This is a genomic window from Herbaspirillum sp. BH-1 (assembly GCF_002870055.1).
Lineage (GTDB): Bacteria > Pseudomonadota > Gammaproteobacteria > Burkholderiales > Burkholderiaceae_D > Herbaspirillum > Herbaspirillum frisingense.
On sequence record NZ_PKOI01000011.1, the window covers coordinates 1 to 17,276 of the forward strand.

At 62.0% G+C, this 17,276-nt stretch carries 10 protein-coding genes, 1 tRNA gene and 1 pseudogene; 9 read left to right on the forward strand and 3 right to left on the reverse strand.

What is annotated here, in order from left to right:
- The first annotated feature begins 25 nt into the window (after positions 1-25).
- The gene (locus HBH1_RS15185) at positions 26-1,213 is read left to right on the forward strand and encodes a YbfB/YjiJ family MFS transporter (RefSeq protein ID WP_102663425.1); all 1,188 of its coding nucleotides are present in this window, start codon (positions 26-28) and stop codon (positions 1,211-1,213) included.
- A 55-nt stretch (positions 1,214-1,268) separates the two neighbouring features.
- On the opposite strand, the gene HBH1_RS15190 is transcribed toward HBH1_RS15185, so the two are convergent.
- Complete coding sequence (locus HBH1_RS15190) at positions 1,269-2,771, reverse strand: AMP nucleosidase (RefSeq protein ID WP_102663426.1); 1,503 nt, start codon at positions 2,769-2,771, stop codon at positions 1,269-1,271.
- Between the two features lie 586 nt (positions 2,772-3,357).
- Here HBH1_RS15190 and HBH1_RS15195 point away from each other — a divergent pair.
- The 5 genes and pseudogenes from HBH1_RS15195 to HBH1_RS15215 all read left to right on the forward strand — a co-directional run bounded on the left by HBH1_RS15195 (position 3,358) and on the right by HBH1_RS15215 (position 8,234).
- Positions 3,358-4,425, forward strand: a complete 1,068-nt coding sequence (locus tag HBH1_RS15195) for a type II asparaginase (protein ID WP_006465682.1) — start codon at positions 3,358-3,360, stop codon at positions 4,423-4,425.
- A 157-nt stretch (positions 4,426-4,582) separates the two neighbouring features.
- Positions 4,583-6,229: an OpgD/OpgG family glucan biosynthesis protein gene (locus HBH1_RS15200; protein WP_102663427.1), complete on the forward strand. Its 1,647-nt coding sequence runs from the start codon at positions 4,583-4,585 to the stop codon at positions 6,227-6,229.
- A 70-nt stretch (positions 6,230-6,299) separates the two neighbouring features.
- Positions 6,300-6,376, forward strand: a tRNA-Arg gene (locus tag HBH1_RS15205).
- 106 nt (positions 6,377-6,482) lie between these two features.
- Positions 6,483-7,705: pseudogene (locus tag HBH1_RS15210) on the forward strand (IS3 family transposase).
- A 217-nt stretch (positions 7,706-7,922) separates the two neighbouring features.
- Positions 7,923-8,234, forward strand: a complete 312-nt coding sequence (locus tag HBH1_RS15215; protein ID WP_102663429.1) for a hypothetical protein — start codon at positions 7,923-7,925, stop codon at positions 8,232-8,234.
- An 84-nt stretch (positions 8,235-8,318) separates the two neighbouring features.
- Here the strand turns inward: HBH1_RS15215 and HBH1_RS15220 are convergent, their stop codons facing one another.
- On the reverse strand, positions 8,319-11,420 hold the full coding sequence (locus HBH1_RS15220) for a multidrug efflux RND transporter permease subunit (protein WP_102663430.1): 3,102 nt from the start codon (positions 11,418-11,420) through the stop codon (positions 8,319-8,321).
- A 167-nt stretch (positions 11,421-11,587) separates the two neighbouring features.
- Between HBH1_RS15220 and HBH1_RS15225 the strand changes: the two genes are divergently transcribed.
- The 3 genes from HBH1_RS15225 (at position 11,588) to HBH1_RS15235 (ending at position 14,681) form a co-directional block, all read left to right on the forward strand.
- On the forward strand, positions 11,588-12,343 hold the full coding sequence (locus tag HBH1_RS15225) for a response regulator (RefSeq protein ID WP_233207619.1): 756 nt from the start codon (positions 11,588-11,590) through the stop codon (positions 12,341-12,343).
- 18 nt (positions 12,344-12,361) lie between these two features.
- The gene (locus HBH1_RS15230) at positions 12,362-13,450 is read left to right on the forward strand and encodes an ATP-binding protein (protein WP_102663432.1); all 1,089 of its coding nucleotides are present in this window, start codon (positions 12,362-12,364) and stop codon (positions 13,448-13,450) included.
- Between the two features lie 79 nt (positions 13,451-13,529).
- The gene (locus HBH1_RS15235) at positions 13,530-14,681 is read left to right on the forward strand and encodes a branched-chain amino acid ABC transporter substrate-binding protein (protein WP_233207620.1); all 1,152 of its coding nucleotides are present in this window, start codon (positions 13,530-13,532) and stop codon (positions 14,679-14,681) included.
- Positions 14,682-14,767: 86 nt separating this feature from the next.
- Here HBH1_RS15235 and HBH1_RS15240 read toward each other — a convergent pair whose 3' ends face one another.
- Positions 14,768-17,230: a hypothetical protein gene (locus tag HBH1_RS15240; RefSeq protein WP_102663434.1), complete on the reverse strand. Its 2,463-nt coding sequence runs from the start codon at positions 17,228-17,230 to the stop codon at positions 14,768-14,770.
- Positions 17,231-17,276: the final 46 nt, after the last annotated feature.

Genomic DNA, 17,276 nt, shown 5'->3' on the forward strand with positions numbered 1-17,276 from the left:
GCTCTCCACCCCATCCCGCCACGGCATGGCATGGAAGGTCTGCCTGTCGGGCATGGTGGCGCTGTCAGTGGCGATGGGGATCGGTCGCTTCGCCTTCACGCCACTGCTACCGATGATGCTGCACGAGGGCAGCCTGTCGCTGCAGATGGGCGGCTGGCTGGCCACGGCCAACTACCTGGGTTATTTCGCCGGCGCCATGCTGTGCGCCTTCCATCGCAGCAAGCGCGGCGTGGCAATGCTGCGCGGTGGGCTGGTGGTGACCATCCTGCTCACCCTGGGCATGGGCGTGCTGCATCAGGACTGGGCCTGGTTGTGGATGCGCTTTCTCTCCGGCGTGGCCAGCGCCTACGTATTCGTCTATACCGCCGGCTGGTGCCTGCAGCAGCTGACACAACTGGGCCGGCCGGAACTGGGCGGAGTCATTTTCTGCGGCCCCGGCCTGGGGATCGCCATCACCGGGCTGCTTTCCGGCCCCATGATCGCGGCCGGCTGGCTGGCCGCGGGCGGCTGGATCGCCTTTGGCGTCATTGCACTGGCCCTGACGGCAGTCGTCTGGAAATCCTTCAGCTTCGATGCCGGTCGCGGCCTGAGCGTGCACAGCGACCCGCTCCATGGCGAAGCATCCAAGGCCGTCGAGAGCGCACAGCAGAAACGTGAAGTGCTGGTGCAGGTGATCGCCTATGGCATCGCCGGCTTCGGCTACATCATCACCGCCACCTTCCTGCCGGTGATCGCGCGCCAGGCGCTGCCGGGCTCGGCCTGGCCGGACTACTTCTGGCCCATCTTCGGCCTGTCGGTCGCGCTGGGCGCCTTCAGCGCCACCCGCTTGTCGGTACAGGGCGATCAGCGCCTGCTACTGGCCGGCGCCTACCTGATGCAGGCGGCCGGGGTGCTGCTGTCGATCCTCTTCCCCAATGCACTGGGTTTCGCGCTGAGCTGCCTGTTGCTGGGCCTGCCCTTCACCGCCATCACCCTGTTCGGCATGCGCGAGGCACGCCGCCTGCGCAAGGAACAGGCCAGCAGCCTGATGGCCCTGATGACGGCTGCCTACGGCATCGGCCAGATTGCCGGACCGCCGCTGGCCACCGCGCTGGTGCACGGCAGCGGGTCCTTCACGCCTTCGCTGTGCGTGGCAGCAGCCACCTTGCTGATCGGTGCCTGGCTGTATTACCGCCTGACGCGCAGCCATCCGTTGCCACGCCAGAGCGCCTGAATGAAAAACGCCCGCGACAGCCACTGTCGCGGGCGCATTCCTGCTGCATTGCCGATCAGCGGAACGCCGGTTCCGCAAAGCTGCGCAACTTGCGGCTGTGTACCTGTTCGATACCATTGTTGCGCAACAGCTCCAGCGCGCGGATACCGATCTGCAGGTGCTGTGCCACGCGCTGCTCGTAGAAGGTATTGGCCATGCCGGGCAGCTTGATCTCGCCGTGCAGCGGCTTGTCCGACACGCATAGCAAGGTGCCATAAGGAACCCGGAAGCGGAAGCCGTTGGCCGCGACAGTGGCGCTTTCCATGTCCAGCGCAATGGCGCGACTCTGCGAAAAACGCAGCAGCGGCATGCGGTGGTCACGCAACTCCCAGTTGCGGTCATCGACCGAGGCCACGGTACCGGTGCGCATGATGCGCTTCAATTCATAACCTTCCAGCCGGGTGATGCTGGCCACCGCATCCTGCAGCGCCAGTTGCACTTCGGCCAGCGCCGGAATCGGCACCCACAGAGGCAGATCGTCATCGAGCACGTGGTCATCGCGTACATAGGCGTGCGCCAGCACGTAATCCCCCATCCGCTGCGACGCCGACAGCCCGGCGCAATGTCCCAGCATCAGCCAGCCGTGCGGACGCAGCACCGCCACGTGGTCGGTGACCGTCTTGGCATTGGAAGGACCGACACCGATGTTGACCAGCGTGATACCACTGCCATCGGCCCGCTGCAGGTGATAGGCCGGCATCTGCGGCTGGCGTGCCGGTGCCACGCCGGAAGCGGCACGCGTCTCCAGGCCTTCCTGATTGGCGCTCCAGGTGGTGACGTTGCCGGGCTCCACGAAAGCGGTGTACTGACGCCGATAGGCCAGCTCCTCCGGATCGTCGGTCGGCTCCATCAGGCGCCGTCCGAGGCGCACGAACTCGTCGACGTAGAAGGCATAGTTGGTGAACAGCACATAGCGCTGGAACTGGTCCGGCGAGGTCGCCGTGTAATGGCGCAGGCGATGCAGTGAATAGTCGATGCGCGGTCCGGTGAACAAGGCCAGCGGATGCACACCCTCGCGCCAGGCGCCGTTGTCCACCTCGTAGCTGCCGTTGGCGATGCGATCGTCCATGGTCGCCAGGTCCGGCAGATCGAAGTAGTCGGGCAAGGTACGCAGGTGCTCAGGGTCGAGGCTGCCCTCGACGTGTATGCCCTCGGGGAAGGCGAAATGTACCGGGATGGGCATGTCGCTCACGCCGATTTCCAGCGGCACCTCATGGTTCTGCAGCACCAGCTTGAACTGTGCCAGCAGGTACTGGTGGAACAACTGTGGTCGCGTCAGCGTGGTCTCGTAACAGCCGGGGCCGGCCACGAAGCCGAAGGACTGGCGGGTATCGGTATGGGTGGATTTTTCGGTGGTGATGCGCACGAAGGGATAGCAGGCGCGCACCCGCTGCGACATGCCCTGCCCGCTGGAGAACTGGCGGAAGGCATCGCGCAGGATGGTGGTGTTGTGCTCATAGATTTCCAGCACGCGTGCGTAGGCGGCTTCGGGATTGGTGAATTTTTCTGTGGCAAACATCGTGTTCTCCATCATTGCCGCGCGCCGCGCCGGTGTGGGGTCGAACTGCGCTGGAGCGGCGCGGCCGGTCTGGCCGGTCATTCATCGAAACAACTTGTGCGCAGCACCATCTTACCTGAGAGCGGCGCGTTTCATGCAGCACGCAGCAGGCTGCGATGAGGCGGCACAACGGCCGGCTTGTCCGCCTTTCCGACCTGCGCATTCGGTGATATCTTCCAAGCTCTTCGCTGCGGTTTACTTATTTTCCCCGGTTATCCCCCGCCCTTTGTCGCAGACCTGCGGCACGTGTGTACAGCGATCCGTCAGCGCGCTGTCAGTTGCGAGTCATTCCGCCCGTCTGACAACGTTCAAAGCAGCCATTTTGCACGAAACTTGCATTCCATCCCCTCACAAAGCCTTTTGCGATGCGGCTTTCTCACCGCGTAAAAAATCCTTTGATCGTCACGCGAGCCGGTGCTATCGTGTCGGCGCTTTTACCGTGATGACAATACGCAGCCAGCCTGCGTCCTTCCCGGTGAAGCAAGCCAATAAAACTAACAAAAATCCGCTCAGAGAAATCCGTACAACCACAGCTACCGAGGTACACATGCTCATCAGAAAATTCTTCCAGCAGATGCTGGTCCTGCTCTGCCTGGCCGCAGCCGCCGCTGCACAGGCCCAAACCCTGCCCAACGTGGTCATCCTGGCCACCGGCGGCACCATCGCCGGCACCGGCGCCACCAGCACCACCACGGTTGGCTACACCGCCGCCAAGGTCGGCGTGGATGCACTCATCGCCGCTGTCCCTGAACTCAAGAAGGTCGCCAACGTGCGCGGCGAGCAGGTCATGCAGATCGCCAGCGAGAACATGAACAACGACGCCTGGCTCAAGCTGGCCAAGCGCGTCAATACCCTGCTGGCACAGAGCGACGTGGACGGTATCGTGATCACCCACGGCACCGACACCATCGAAGAAACCGCCTACTTCCTCGACCTGGTGGTCAAGAGCAAGAAGCCGGTGGTGATCGTGGGCGCCATGCGTCCGTCCACCGCCATCAGCGCCGATGGTCCGATCAACCTGTACAACGCCGTGCTGCTGGCCGGTTCCAAGGAAGCCGTTGGCAAGGGCGTGCTGGTGACCCTGAACGACCAGATCAACGCCGGTCGTGAAGTCACCAAGACCAACACTTCCACGATGGACACCTTCAAGACGCCGGAACTGGGCTTCCTGGGTTACATCCAGGGTAGCAAGCCCTACTTCTACCGCCAGTCCACCCGCAAGAACACGGTCGACACCCCGTTCGACATCATGAACCTGGACAAGCTGCCGCAAGTGGACATCGTCTATGGCTACGCCAACATGAACCCGATCGCGCTCAACGCCTTCGTCGCTGCAGGTGCGCAAGGCATCATCCACGCCGGCGTGGGCGATGGCAGCCTGAACAACACCGTGCTGCCGTCCCTGAGCGAAGCCCGCAAGAAGGGCGTGGTCATCGTGCGTTCCAGCCGTGTCGGCCAGGGCATCGTGGCGCGCAATGGCGAAGCCGACGACGACAAGCTGGACTTCGTCGTCTCCGACACGCTGAACGCGCAGAAGGCGCGCATCCTGCTGATGCTGGCCTTGACCAAGACCACCGACAGCAAGGAAATCCAGAAGATGTTCTGGGAATACTGATCCCGCCTGCGACATCGGTCCTACGCATTACCGCATTACTTGCACCGCTGCACTACCCGCCCGCTGCCGCCCCGCGCGCAGCGGGCTTTTTCTTGGCCGGAACCAAGCTCGTCAGGCAAGACTCTGTAGAGTTTCCAAAGAGACCGGAGAACCGCCCATGCCCAGCCGCCGACATTTCCTTACCGCCTCCGGCGCAGCCGCCGCGCTGGCCGCCCTGGGTCTGCCACCACAGGCGCTGGCCGCGCAGTCCATGAAGATGGGCCCGGCCCAGGCCTTCAGCTTCGACCAGCTCATGGCGCGCGCCCGCGACATGGCCAGGACGCCCTACCAGGCGCCGCCGGCGGTGCCCGCCGCAGTGCTGGACCAGATCGACTACGAAGCCCACGGCAAGATCCATTTCAAGTCCGATTACGCCGTCTTCGCCGACGGTCCTGGCCCGTTCCCGCTGACCTTCTTCCATCTCGGCAAGTTCTTCCGCGTCCCGGTGCGCATGTTCGTGCTGGATGGCCCGGGTAATGCGCCCGCCCCAGCCTCCACTCCCACTTCCACTCCCACCCGCGCCCGCGAACTGCTGTATCGCGACGACTACTTCGACATGCCGGCCGACAGCCCGGCCCACCGCCTCCCGGCCGGCAGCGGCTTTGCCGGCTTCCGCTTCCAGGAAAGCCGCCTGGCCGACCAGCAGGCCAAGGACTGGCGCAAGAACGACTGGGTGGCTTTCCTCGGCGCGTCCTACTTCCGCGCCATCGGCGACCTCTATCAATATGGCCTGTCGGCACGCGGCATTGCCATTGACGTCGCACAAGCCGACCGCCCCGAGGAATTCCCCGACTTCACGCAATTCTTCTTCGAGCCACCTGCACCGGGCAGCGATACCGTCGTGGTCTATGCCCTGCTGGATGGCCCCAGCATCACCGGCGCCTATCGCTTCACCCTGCAACGCGGTGCCGGCGTGACCATGGAGGTGGACAAGGCGCTGTTCCTGCGCCGCGACGTCGCCCGCCTGGGCCTGGCACCGCTGACCTCGATGTACTGGTTCTCCGAAACCGTGAAGGGTAGCGGCGCGGACTGGCGACCTGAGGTGCATGACTCGGACGGCCTGGCGATCTGGACCGGTGCCGGCGAACACCTCTGGCGCCCCCTGAACAATCCGCCCCGCACCACCGCCTCGGCCTTCGCCGACCAGCAGCTGCGCGGCTTCGGTCTGTTGCAGCGCGACCGCAATGTCGACCATTACCTGGACGGCGTGCATTACGAGCGCCGCCCCAGCCTGTGGGTGGAACCGCAAGGGGACTGGGGCCAGGGCGAGGTACAGCTGATCGAACTGCGTACCGATGACGAAATCCACGACAACATCGTCGCGATGTGGGTGCCGAAAACTCCTGCGCGGGCCGGCGCCAGCTATCGGCTGCGTTACCGCCTCCACTGGGAGCAGGACGAGCCCTTCCCGACGGCGCTGGCGCGCTGCGTGGCGACGCGCCTGGGACGCGGCGGCCAGCCCGGCCAGGCACGCCCGGCGCAGGTCCGCAAGTTCATGGTCGAGTTCAAGGGCAAGCCGCTGGAAGGCCTGCCCTTCGGCGTGAAACCGGAAGCCGTCATCACTGCCTCCAGAGGCAGCATTTCCTATGTCTACACCGAGGCCCTGCCCAACGACGTAGCCGGCCACTGGCGCGCCCAGTTCGACCTGACGGCTGCGGGCGAGGAACCGGTCGAACTGCGTCTATTCCTGCGACACGACGGACAGGCACTCAGCGAGACCTGGCTGTTCCAGTACCATCCCTTCACCTCCAGGGAAGTGTATTGAGACAGTTTTTTCCTTTCCTTGAAAAAAGATTTGTACTTTTCAGAAAAGCTCCTTATAATCTCGTTCTTTCGCGGCTGTAGCTCAGCTGGATAGAGTACTTGGCTACGAACCAAGGGGTCGTGGGTTCGATTCCTGCCAGCCGCACCATATGTAGTAAAAAAAGGGTCCATCGCAAGATGGGCCCTTTTTTGTTTCTTCTTTGACCCGTCCTGAATTAAGTTGACACTTTTCCGACAAGAGGAAGGAGTGTCAGATGGAGCAAGGGATGCGGCGTAGCCAGCGGGATTACAGCCTGGCTTTTAAATTAAGCGTTGTCGATCAGGTAGAAAAAGGCGAAATGACGTATAAGCAAGCGCAATTGCGATACGGAATCCAAGGTCGATCAACAGTTTTGGTATGGTGTCGCAAACATGGCTTGCAGGACTGGACCCAGCCGAGGGGCCGCAGCAAGCGGAGAGCGCCGATGAATACCAAGCCACAGACACCCGAGCAGCGCATCAAGGAGCTGGAGAAGCAGCTCAAGGACGAAAAGCTGAAGTCGGCCTTGTTCGAGAAGGTGATAGACATCATGCGCGATGAGCACGGGGTGACGGTAAAAAAGCATGCCGGCAAGCTATCTGTGGTGGTGAAGTCCAAGGACTGAGCATTCAGAAAGCTTGCCGTTTCATAGGCATAAGCCGCCAAGCGCACTACAAACATTGCCAGCGGGAACGAATTAGTGAGGATCAGGCTGAGGCAGTGATTGCGCTGGTGCAGCCGATTCGCCTGCGCCAACCAAGAGTGGGCACACGCAAGCTCCATCACATGCTGGGTGCGAGCCTTGAGCAAGCGGAACTGAAAGTGGGACGAGATCGGCTGTTCTACATCCTGCGGCAGGCACGATTGTTAGTTCAGCCGCAACGGGCGTACCACAAGACCACAGACAGCCATCATCGCTTCCGGCGCCATCCGAATTTACTCAAGGCAGGACCGGACCAAGTGGTGCCTACCGGCCCGGAACAGGTGTGGGTGGCTGGCATCACTTACCTACCGACACGCGGGAAGTTCGTGTACTTGAGCTTGGTGACAGATGCCTGGTCGCGCAAGATTGTTGGGTACCACGTACACGGGAGCTTACAAACGGAAGAGGTCAGCCAAGCGCTGAAGATGGCCCTGCGCGGACGCCGTGGCAGTGCGCCGCTGATCCATCACTCTGACAGAGGCATCCAATACTGCTCGACGTATTACCAGAATATCCATGACCGCCACGGCTTGGTTTGCTCAATGACCGATGGATATGACTGCTACCAAAACGCCCTGGCCGAACGAATCAATGGGATTCTTAAAGGAGAGTTCTTGCTTAACCGGCCCGCAGATCTGCAACAAGCAGCAAAGATGGTGGCGCAATCAGTACGGATTTACAACCAGGAACGGCCTCATACGGCCCTGAAATACAAAACGCCCGATGCGGTGCATCGGGCGTCTGTGTTGCAGTAAAAACCTGTCAACTTATTTTAGGACTGGACACTTTTATTGTTTCGCTTTTTGTTGATCCTTCCCGGGCAGCACCTCACTGCTGCAACCTGCTGCAACCCGTCCCAGCTCAGCCACAATCTCTCCCGCTCACCGACGAGCGTTTGCGCCATCGTCCGACATGCGCGGCCCAGCCGGCTGGAGATAATCAAGGCTCCGTTCATTCTCTGGAGGAGCCGCCGTGAAAAAGACTTCCCTGTTCATGCTCGCTGCAGGTTCGCTGGCCATGCTGGCCTGCGCCAAGCCGGTAAAGCGCCAGTTCGACGAAATCAACCGACGCCGGATGGCCGAAGCCGAAGGAAAAAGCGAGACCGAATCCGGCATGCCCAGCGTCATGGGTGAGCAGGACATGCAACCTGTCGCACAAGAAAGCAGCATGGTGGCGGATGGCACGCAACAGCATGCGCCTACGCCTGTCAGCACCACATCGGTTCAGCCGCTGGAGCAGCCGCCACGCAAGGATGGGGATTTCGCGCCGCCGGTGGGTGCCTGAGCGTTTCCGTTTCTCGCGGCGCACCTCCCCGTCTTCCATGGATGCATCACCATGGAAGAAAGCAGCCGAACATGCCGCAAGGCATCAGTGCTCGTTGCGAGTCCGCCTCTGCGTCCGCCCCAGCACCAGCACAAAGAACACCGGCACGAACAACACCGCCAGCACCGTGGCAGTGACCATGCCACCGAACACGCCGGTGCCGATCGCGCGTTGGGTCTCCGCACTGGCGCCTGAGGCCAGCATCAGTGGTACCACACCCAGCGCAAAGGCCAGCGAGGTCATCAGGATGGGACGCAAACGCAGCACGGCCGCCCGGATCGCCGCGTCCGCCAGCCCGGCGCCCTCGGCCCGCAGTTGCCGCGCAAACTCCACGATGAGGATGGCATTCTTGGCAGACAGGCCGATCACGGTGATCAGACCCACCTTGAAAAAGACGTCATTGGGCATCTCGCGCAACATCACCGCCGCCACGGCACCGACCAGACCCAGCGGCACCACCAGCATGACCGACAACGGAACACGCCAGCTCTCGTACAGGGCCGCCAGCACCAGGAACACCACCAGCATGGACAAGGCCATCAGCATCGGCGCCTGCGCCGCTGACAGACGTTCCTGCAGGGATTGGCCAGTCCACGCCACCGCGAATCCAGGCGGGAGCTGCTGGGCCAGGCGCTCCATCTCGGCCATGGCCTCGCCACTGGCCACGCCAGCTGCGGCGCTGCCGGAAATGCGTACTGCAGGGAAGCCCTGGTAGCGCTGCAGCTGCGTCGGCTGTTCTTGCCAGGATGTCTTCACGACTTCACCCAACGGCAGCAAACCGCCACTCTGGTTGCGGACGTACAGCTTCGTCACGTCCTCGATCTGCATGCGCGCACCAGCCTCGGCCTGCAGGATGACCTGTTGCATGCGGCCGGCATTGGGGAAGTCATTGATATAGAACGAACCCATGGCCGCCGACAGCGTATCGCTGATGCTGGCGAAGGAGACCCCGAATGCGGCCGCCTTGTGACGGTCGATATCCAGCTGCAGGCTGGCTCCCGGCGGCAATCCGTCTGAATAGACGCCGGCCAGCTTGTCGCTCCTGGCCGCCAGCGCCAGCAATTGCGCTTCCGCAGCCTTGAGGGCGGCATAACCCTGATTGGCGCGATCCTGCAGACGCATGGCGAAGCCGGAGGAGTTCCCCAGCTCTTCGATGGCCGGTGGTAGCAGGCTCATCACCATGCCATCGACGCTGCGTTCCATGGCGCCCTGGGCGGCGATGGCCTCGGCGGCAGCGGTGGAACCCTTGCGTTGCTTCCAGTCCTTGAGTTCGGTAAAGGCCATGGCCGCGTTCGGCCCGGAGCCGGAAAACCCGAATCCCAGTACCGAAAGGTTGGCGCCGATATCCTCGCGGGTCTGCAGGTAACGCTCGAACTGATCGACGGCACGGCCAGTGCGCTCGCTGGTGGCATCGGCCGGCAACTGGAAGGAGGTCATGAAGTAACCCTGATCCTCTTCCGGCAGGAAAGCGGAGGGCAAGGCCTGCAAACCGAGCACCAGCAGCAGGCACAGCGCCACGTACACCAGCATCATGCGCAGCCCTCGTGCGATCAGGCGCGCCAATGCGGATTCATAGCGTGCGGTGAGACGATGGAAGGCCCGGTTGAACGCGCCAAAGAAGCCGCGCTTTTCATGATGCCCCGGTGCCACCGGCTTGAGCAGGGTGGCACACAAGGCGGGCGTCAGGCTCAGCGCCAGCAAGGCCGAGAACAGGATGGACACGGCCATGGCCAGCGCGAACTGGCGATAGATCACGCCCACCGAGCCCCCTGCCAGCGCCATCGGAATGAAGACCGCGGTCAGTACCAGCGTGATGCCGACGATGGCCCCGGTAATCTCGCGCATGGCCTTGATGGTGGCCTCGCGTGGCGCCAGACCTTCCTGCGCCATGATGCGCTCCACATTTTCCACCACCACGATGGCGTCATCGACAATGATGCCGATGGCCAGCACCATCCCGAACATGGTGAGCACATTGACCGAATAGCCGACCACCAGCATCACCGCCAGCGTACCCAGCAGCGCAATGGGCGCGACGATGGCGGGGATGACGGTATAGCGCACGTTCTGCAGGAACAGATACATCACCAGGAACACCAGCACCATGGCCTCGATCAGGGTCTGCACCACCTTTTGGATGGAGACCTTGACGAAGGGCGCGGTGTTATAGGGCAGCGAAAACACCATACCCGCCGGCAGGCTGGGGCGCAGTTCTTCCATGCGAGCCTGGATGGCGGCCGCCGTGCGCACCGCATTGGCACCCGGAGCGAGCTGCACCGCGGCCACGCCGGCAGGCTTGCCGTCTTCGCGATTGGAGAAGGCATAGGATTGCGCCCCCAGTTCCACCCGCGCCACATCCCCCAGCAACACGCGCGAACCATCGGTCTTTGCCTTGAGCACGATGGCGGCAAACTGTGCCGGCGACTGCAATTGCCCCTGTACCGTGAGCGGCACGGCGATCTGCTGGCCCGGAACGGCAGGCGAATCACCCAGGCGACCGGGTGCGATCTGGGCATTCTGCTGGCTCACTGCAGTACTGATGTCGGTAACGGTCAGGCCGAAGGCATTGAGCTTGAAGGGATCGATCCAGATGCGCATGGCCTGCTCTGCGCCGAACAGCTGCACACGTCCGACGCCTTCCACGCGGCGCAATTCCTCCACGATATTGCGTGCCAGGTAGTCGCTCAGTCGGACTTCATCGTAGCGGCCATCGGTCGAGGTCAGGCTCACCATCAGGAGGAAGCCCGAAGCCGCAGATTCCACCGTCACGCCATTCTGGCGCACGGTCTGCGGCAGCCGCGCTTCGATGGCCTTGAGCTTGTTCTGCACATCCACCTGGGCCAGTTCCGGATCGGTGCCGGGCTTGAAGGTAACGCTGATCTGGGCGCTGCCCGAGGTATCGGCGGAGGACTCGAAGTAGAGCAGGTTCTTGACGCCCGACAGTTCGCGTTCGATCAGGCTGATCACGCCATCGTTCATGGTCTGAGGCGTTGCCCCCGGATAGGTGGCATTGATGGAGACCGTGGGCGGCGCCACCGAGGGATAGCGCGCAATGGGCAACTGGCTCATGGCAATCACGCCGAACAGCACGATGAACAGGGCGACCACCCAGGCGAAGATGGGACGGTCGATAAAGAAGCGGGGCATGCAAGAACTCCATCAGTCTGGCTCGGTACCTGGTGGCAGGCTTAACGACAACGGCATTTTTGCCGCGCCGCGCCAGCCGACAGTACAATCGCGAGCGAAGGCGGAGTCTGGGCGATGAGCGTGAGGATTGCGCGATACAACGATGGAGTTTCGATGGAGAAGGAAAGATGCCGACAGCACCGCATAGCGTGAGCGAACCGGGCCTGGCGCCCACGGCGCCGGCCACCGGCGCGCTGGTGCTGATTGCCGAGGATGCGCCCGAGATCGCTGACATCCTGGCCGCCTACCTGGCCCGCAGCGGCATGCGCAGCGTGCATGCGGGCGACGGCGTACGGGCGCTGGAGCTGCATCTCGCCCTCAAACCGGACCTGGTGCTGCTGGACATCCAGATGCCGCAGCTCAATGGCTGGCAGGTACTGGCGCAGATTCGCCAGCGTGACCAGACCCCGGTCATCATGCTCACCGCCCTGGACCAGGACGTGGACAAGCTCACCGGCCTGCGCATCGGCGCAGACGACTACGTGGTCAAGCCCTTCAATCCGGCCGAGGTGGTGGCCCGGGTCGAGGCAGTCCTGCGCCGCAGCCAACCCCGTGATGAGCGCGATGACCGACGCATCCTGCGGGTCCCGCCCTTCGTGATCGACTTCGAGCAGCACGAGGCCGTGGCCGAGATTGACGGTACTTCGCATGCACTGGTGCTCACGCTCACCGAATTCAAGCTGCTGGCGCAACTGGCGCGCTCGCCACGGCGCGTGTTCAGTCGCGCCGAACTGCTGGCCTCCTGCCTGCCGGAGGGCGATACGCTGGAGCGCACCGTCGACAGCCATGTCAGCAAACTACGCAAGAAACTGGAGGACCTGGGCATCGCCGGTATTCCGGTCAGCATTCGTGGGGTGGGTTATCGTTTCCAGCAAGGTAGCTGATACCGTGGAGGCGCACTCATGAAGCCCGGCGTCGACCTGCTGGCACTATGGCGCGGCAAGGGCCTGGCACGGCAGATCATCAGTTCGGTGGCGATCCTGGCGCTGACCATCATGCTGATGGTCTTGCTGGGCTCGTATGCCTTCTATTCGACCATGTTCATCTTCCTGCCCAGCGCCCTGTCGGCGCCGGACAGCTGGTTGCCCTCGCCGGCCGAGTGGGGCTGGATCGCCGGTACCACGCTGCTGGGCCTGGGAATTGCGATCTGGGTGGCCATGCGCCTGGCGCGCCGCATTCTGACGCCGCTCAATTCAGTGGCCACCAGCCTGCGCCGCGTGGCACAGGGCGATCTGGCGGCCCGGGCGGGAGCGCAACGACAACCGCTGGATGAAGCCTCGCAGCTGATCAGCGACTTCAACGCCATGGCCGAGCGGCTGGAGCGGGTACAGCAGGAACGCATCTTCTGGAACGCCGCGATCGCCCACGAACTGCGCACGCCGGTGACCATCCTGCGCGGTCGATTGCAGGGTCTTTCCGATGGCGTGTTCCCGCCCGAACCGGCGCTCTTTTCCAGCCTGCTGGTGCAAGTCGAGGGACTGGCGCGGTTGATCGAGGACTTGCGCATCGTCGGCCTGGCCGAAAGTGGACACCTGCGCATACAGCTGCAGCAGGTGGACCTGCAACAGGAAATCGGCACCGTGCTGACAGCCTGCGAATCGGCGCTGCAGGACAAGGGATTCGCCGTCACACTGGAAATCGCACTGCAGCGCACGGTCTGCGATCCGGTGCGCATCCGCCAGGCACTACTGGCCCTGCTGGAAAACGTCCTGCAGCACGCCACACCCGGCCGCTTGCGCATCAGCACCGCGAGCAGCGCAGGCCAGCATTGCCTGCGCGTGGAGGACAGCGGCCCGGGGCTGGCGGCTACCGATGCGACGATGATCTTCGACGCCTTCCAGCGAGGCCCGCGCAGCGACGACGCCCAGCACCGTGGCAGCGGCCTGGGGCTGGCGGTGGTCAGGGCCATTGCCAGTGCGCATCACGGTACCGCCGACTGCCGGCCCTCGCCACTGGGCGGCACCTGCTTTGAAGTCCGCTGGCCTCATTGAGCATTGATGTGTATATTTTCCCCAGCAGGACGCATGAAGCGAAGTTCACAATAAATTCAGCGGACCACGGGGGGACCCCATGCGCAGACCGGACTCGATGACGATACTCGCCATCAGCTTGCTGCTTTGCTCGCTGGCGGCATCGGCGTGGTCGGAGAACCTGACGACCATCACGCTGGGCTTCACCGGCCGACTTTCCGAACCGATTACGCAGAGCGCCCTGCAGGGTGCGCAACTGGCCATCGACGACGCCAATGCGATGGCCATACGGCGTCGCTCGCCACTGCGCTTGCAACTGCTGCCGCAGGATGACCACGGCAACGAAAATTTCGCCATCAACATCGCCCGTTACTACATCAAGGAAAACGTGGCCGGCGTCGTCGGCCCGTGGAGCAGCGACGCCGCATTGGCCACCGCCGCAATCTACGAAAACGCAGGCATCCCGCAGATCGGATTTACCGCCACCAGCAGCCAGTGGACCAGCATGGGCCACCGCATGCCGTTCCGGGTGGTGGGCGGCACGCAGGAACTGTCCTCCGCATTGGCCGAGGTCGCCGGCCGCTCGCTGGCGGGGCAGCGGGTCTTCGTGATCCAGAACGATTCGGCCTACAGCACTGCCTTGGCCGATGCAGTAATGGAACGCTTGGCAGCAACGGCGCCAGCCATCGCGCTGGGGCGCATCCAGGTCGCGCGTCGGACCACCGACTTCCATGTGGCGATGCAGGCGGCGATGCAGCATGACGCTGATGTGATCGTGTTCCTGGCCCTGTACCCGCAGGCGCGCGCATTCATCGATGCGGCCCGCCGTTCGGGATCAAAGGCACGCATTCTGCTCACGGGAGGTGCCAGCAACCTGGAGCTGGCATCGCAGCCCGAACCACGGCTGCATGTGCTGGAATTCGAAATCGCACGGGACTATTGTCCGCAATGGAAAAAGGTCGCCCAAGCCTATCGCAGCAGATTCGATACCGCGCCGACCACCTACTCCTTCTATGCCTATGATGCGGCCAGCGTACTGGGTGCGGCCATCCTGCAGACCGGCAGCGGCGATGGCCGCAGGATCGCGGTGGCGTTGCACCAGTTGCGTCATCCCGGACTGCATGGACCGATCAGCTTTGCCCCAAACGGAGCAAGGGCCAATCCGCGCTATACCCTGTTCCGGCATGACGGCCGCTGGCAGCCGGTGGAATTCTTCCCGGCTGGCAGCGGCCGTCATGAGCCTTGCGTGTGATGCCTGCCATCAAGCACCCAGCAGGCGCGACATGGTTTCGGAAGGCCGACAGCGCGTGTCAGGACGGCTGGACAAGACCTCAAAATCTAATCCGGCGCCCGATGAATGAGCCTTTCCGATGCTGCCATACGTCGCTTGAGGAAGGCCCATAACAGTAACAATAGTGACACACCTATTAGAGTCATTATCCGAGCAGGCCACAGATGTGGTGCGGTGAATTGTTCCTCCATTCGGTAATTACCCGCAGGCAGTTGCCACGCTCTAAATCCGCCCACCTCCAGGGCCGTCAATTGAATCGGCTTATCCGCAGATTGGCAATCGATGCACTGTAGCGTGGCGGCCCAACCGTCCCAGAAAATTTCGTTTTCGACCACAAGAGCTGGCTCTGCCAGACTAAAGTGGAACTCTTCACTAGAAGTGCCGCTTTTAATGCAGGTAGCGTCGACGCGGACGGCGCTGCTCAGGTCCAGCGTTCCAGCTTGTGAAGATGGGCGGCCCGGCAATGCCATCATCGTCCACTCTTTTTGCGCAAAATTGCGGCTAACGTCCGACTTGAGTATGGCCACGTGTCGAGCGAGCTTAAGGGGTCCCGAATAGTCACGCATGAAATACTGACCGGTGTAATAGCCGTTCCACGGGAATACTTCTTCGTTATGGGAGACCTCCCTGCGCGCCGTTCGGCATTGCTCCGAACGGAGGGCAGCCATCAGCTGCGACCTCGTTTCCGAGAACTTTCCTGCATGGGCTTCGACCCATGGAACACCATCATTCGGGTGCGCCAGGAAATAACGCTGGTCCCAATGCACCCCGCTCCAATTGAACACGCTGGCTGCTGCCATCAGGACAGGTAGCAGCCAGCGCCCAGGCCCCGGCAAAAGCCACAGCGCTACCGCTGCCAAACCGAACGGCAAGGATAGTGCCACCAGAACCGGTAACTGACCGTGCGCCGGTACGGTATAGAGATACCAGACGTATCTGGCGCCTAGCAGCAGCAATCCCAGGCCGGCCAAGTGCGGAAGAAACACGCGAATGCGGGCGCTGAGAGGGGCAAGAATCAAAAGTACGATGACGAGCAACAGCAAACTTCTTGTGGACAATAGCACCACGCCGAACAGATAGTTCAGCGCCAGAAGAAATAAGGCCCCCACCGCGACCAGGCCGGACACGAACATCCACTGCCCGGGCCAGGAGGGAATACACCTGACCAACATCAGCAAAGATATTGCAGCGATGGCACAAATCGCTTGAACGACATATTCCATATGCCATAGGGTCCAGTCGGCAATGGCAAGCTCGTCGAAGAAATAGGTCCCGCCAATCAAGAGGAGTGCCACGGGCAGCAGTGGCAGCATTCGACGTGCCTGCGCTCGGGTATCCTGCAACGCGGCGCATGCCACCAGAACGATCGCTAAACCGATGATGCCGCGATAATCGGCCATCACGAAGCGGCTGACCCCCAGCGGCGGAATCAGTCTGGCCAGCAATGGATGTAGCAAACCACTGGCGATCAGAATGGCTAGCACCATCGACACCACTGGCCACTTCATCATGGGGCGCCAGCGCAATAGACCTAGCAGAAAAAGAGTTATCGCGGGAATCCCTACAAATACCGAACGCATCGATTGATCATGGTGCAACAAGCGATCATTGGTAATTGGGAAGATCAGCGATAGCATATCGCTCATCACCAGATAGTCGTACTGCATGCTACCGACCTCGACGGATCGCGCGATTTCCCGTGCATCCAGAAAGGCCGGGAGTAGCGTCAACCCGGAAAGCAAGGTACCAACCAGCATGGCCGACCCGATGAGAAGCCCGACAGTACCTGCCTCCTTTTCAAGGAGCGTCCTGACCAGGGTGACGCTACCAAGCACGAAAAAGACCGCTAGCGTCGCGCCAGGATAAGCGCCTGTCCATTGCATGAATATCCAGAGCGGCAGCAGCACTATTGCTATCCAGTTTAGCCTGGACATGGCACGCCAGTTCATGAACACAGGCATGCACAACCATGGCAGGAAAGCGAAAGAACGGATGATGTCAGGGTGCTGCGCATTGGAGTAGAAACCGCCAAATCCCTGATAGAACACACCCGCGAGGATGGCCTGCCACCACTTCATTCCGCAAGTCCGTGCACAAACGGCAGCACCTACCGCACCCAGATATACATGGGCAATCTGCAGCAACTTCGCCACTTCGAAGCTATAGGCCACGCCTAACCAAGAGAGCAAGCGGATGGGCAGATAGTCAAACCCGCTTTGCAGGTTCATGTAAGTAGGGTAGCCCATGCCCTGGAAAGGAATCCAGGAGGTATCCTTACCCACCCTTGCGACCTCGACCAGGTAATAAGGTACTGCCTGGTAAGTCAGCAGAAAATCGTTAGGAAAAATGCCGTTAGCGGAAAAGTGACGCCAGAAGTACAAGCCATTCTGTAACGCTAGGATCACCAGCATCAGCAACCATGGCAACACCACACTTGCCGTCCGCCCGCTACCCGCCCGCCGCAATGCCTCACGAATCCTGATAAGGTGGTGATGGGCATTGATCAGCATGAGGACGATAGAGAAGGTAGTGATTGGAACAAGCAGTCATCCCATC

What these genes read in the sequence shown, in the direction of transcription:
- HBH1_RS15190 (WP_102663426.1), bottom strand. Translation starts at nt 2,771, where the DNA reads ATGTTTGCCACAGAAAAATTCACCAATCCCGAAGCCGCCTACGCACGC.
- HBH1_RS15200 (WP_102663427.1), top strand. Translation starts at nt 4,583, where the DNA reads ATGCCCAGCCGCCGACATTTCCTTACCGCCTCCGGCGCAGCCGCCGCG.
- HBH1_RS15225 (WP_233207619.1), top strand. Translation starts at nt 11,588, where the DNA reads ATGCCGACAGCACCGCATAGCGTGAGCGAACCGGGCCTGGCGCCCACG.
- HBH1_RS15235 (WP_233207620.1), top strand. Translation starts at nt 13,530, where the DNA reads ATGCGCAGACCGGACTCGATGACGATACTCGCCATCAGCTTGCTGCTT.
- HBH1_RS15230 (WP_102663432.1), top strand. Translation starts at nt 12,362, where the DNA reads ATGAAGCCCGGCGTCGACCTGCTGGCACTATGGCGCGGCAAGGGCCTG.
- HBH1_RS15220 (WP_102663430.1), bottom strand. Translation starts at nt 11,420, where the DNA reads ATGCCCCGCTTCTTTATCGACCGTCCCATCTTCGCCTGGGTGGTCGCC.
- HBH1_RS15240 (WP_102663434.1), bottom strand. Translation starts at nt 17,230, where the DNA reads ATGCTGATCAATGCCCATCACCACCTTATCAGGATTCGTGAGGCATTG.
- HBH1_RS15195 (WP_006465682.1), top strand. Translation starts at nt 3,358, where the DNA reads ATGCTCATCAGAAAATTCTTCCAGCAGATGCTGGTCCTGCTCTGCCTG.
- HBH1_RS15185 (WP_102663425.1), top strand. Translation starts at nt 26, where the DNA reads ATGGCATGGAAGGTCTGCCTGTCGGGCATGGTGGCGCTGTCAGTGGCG.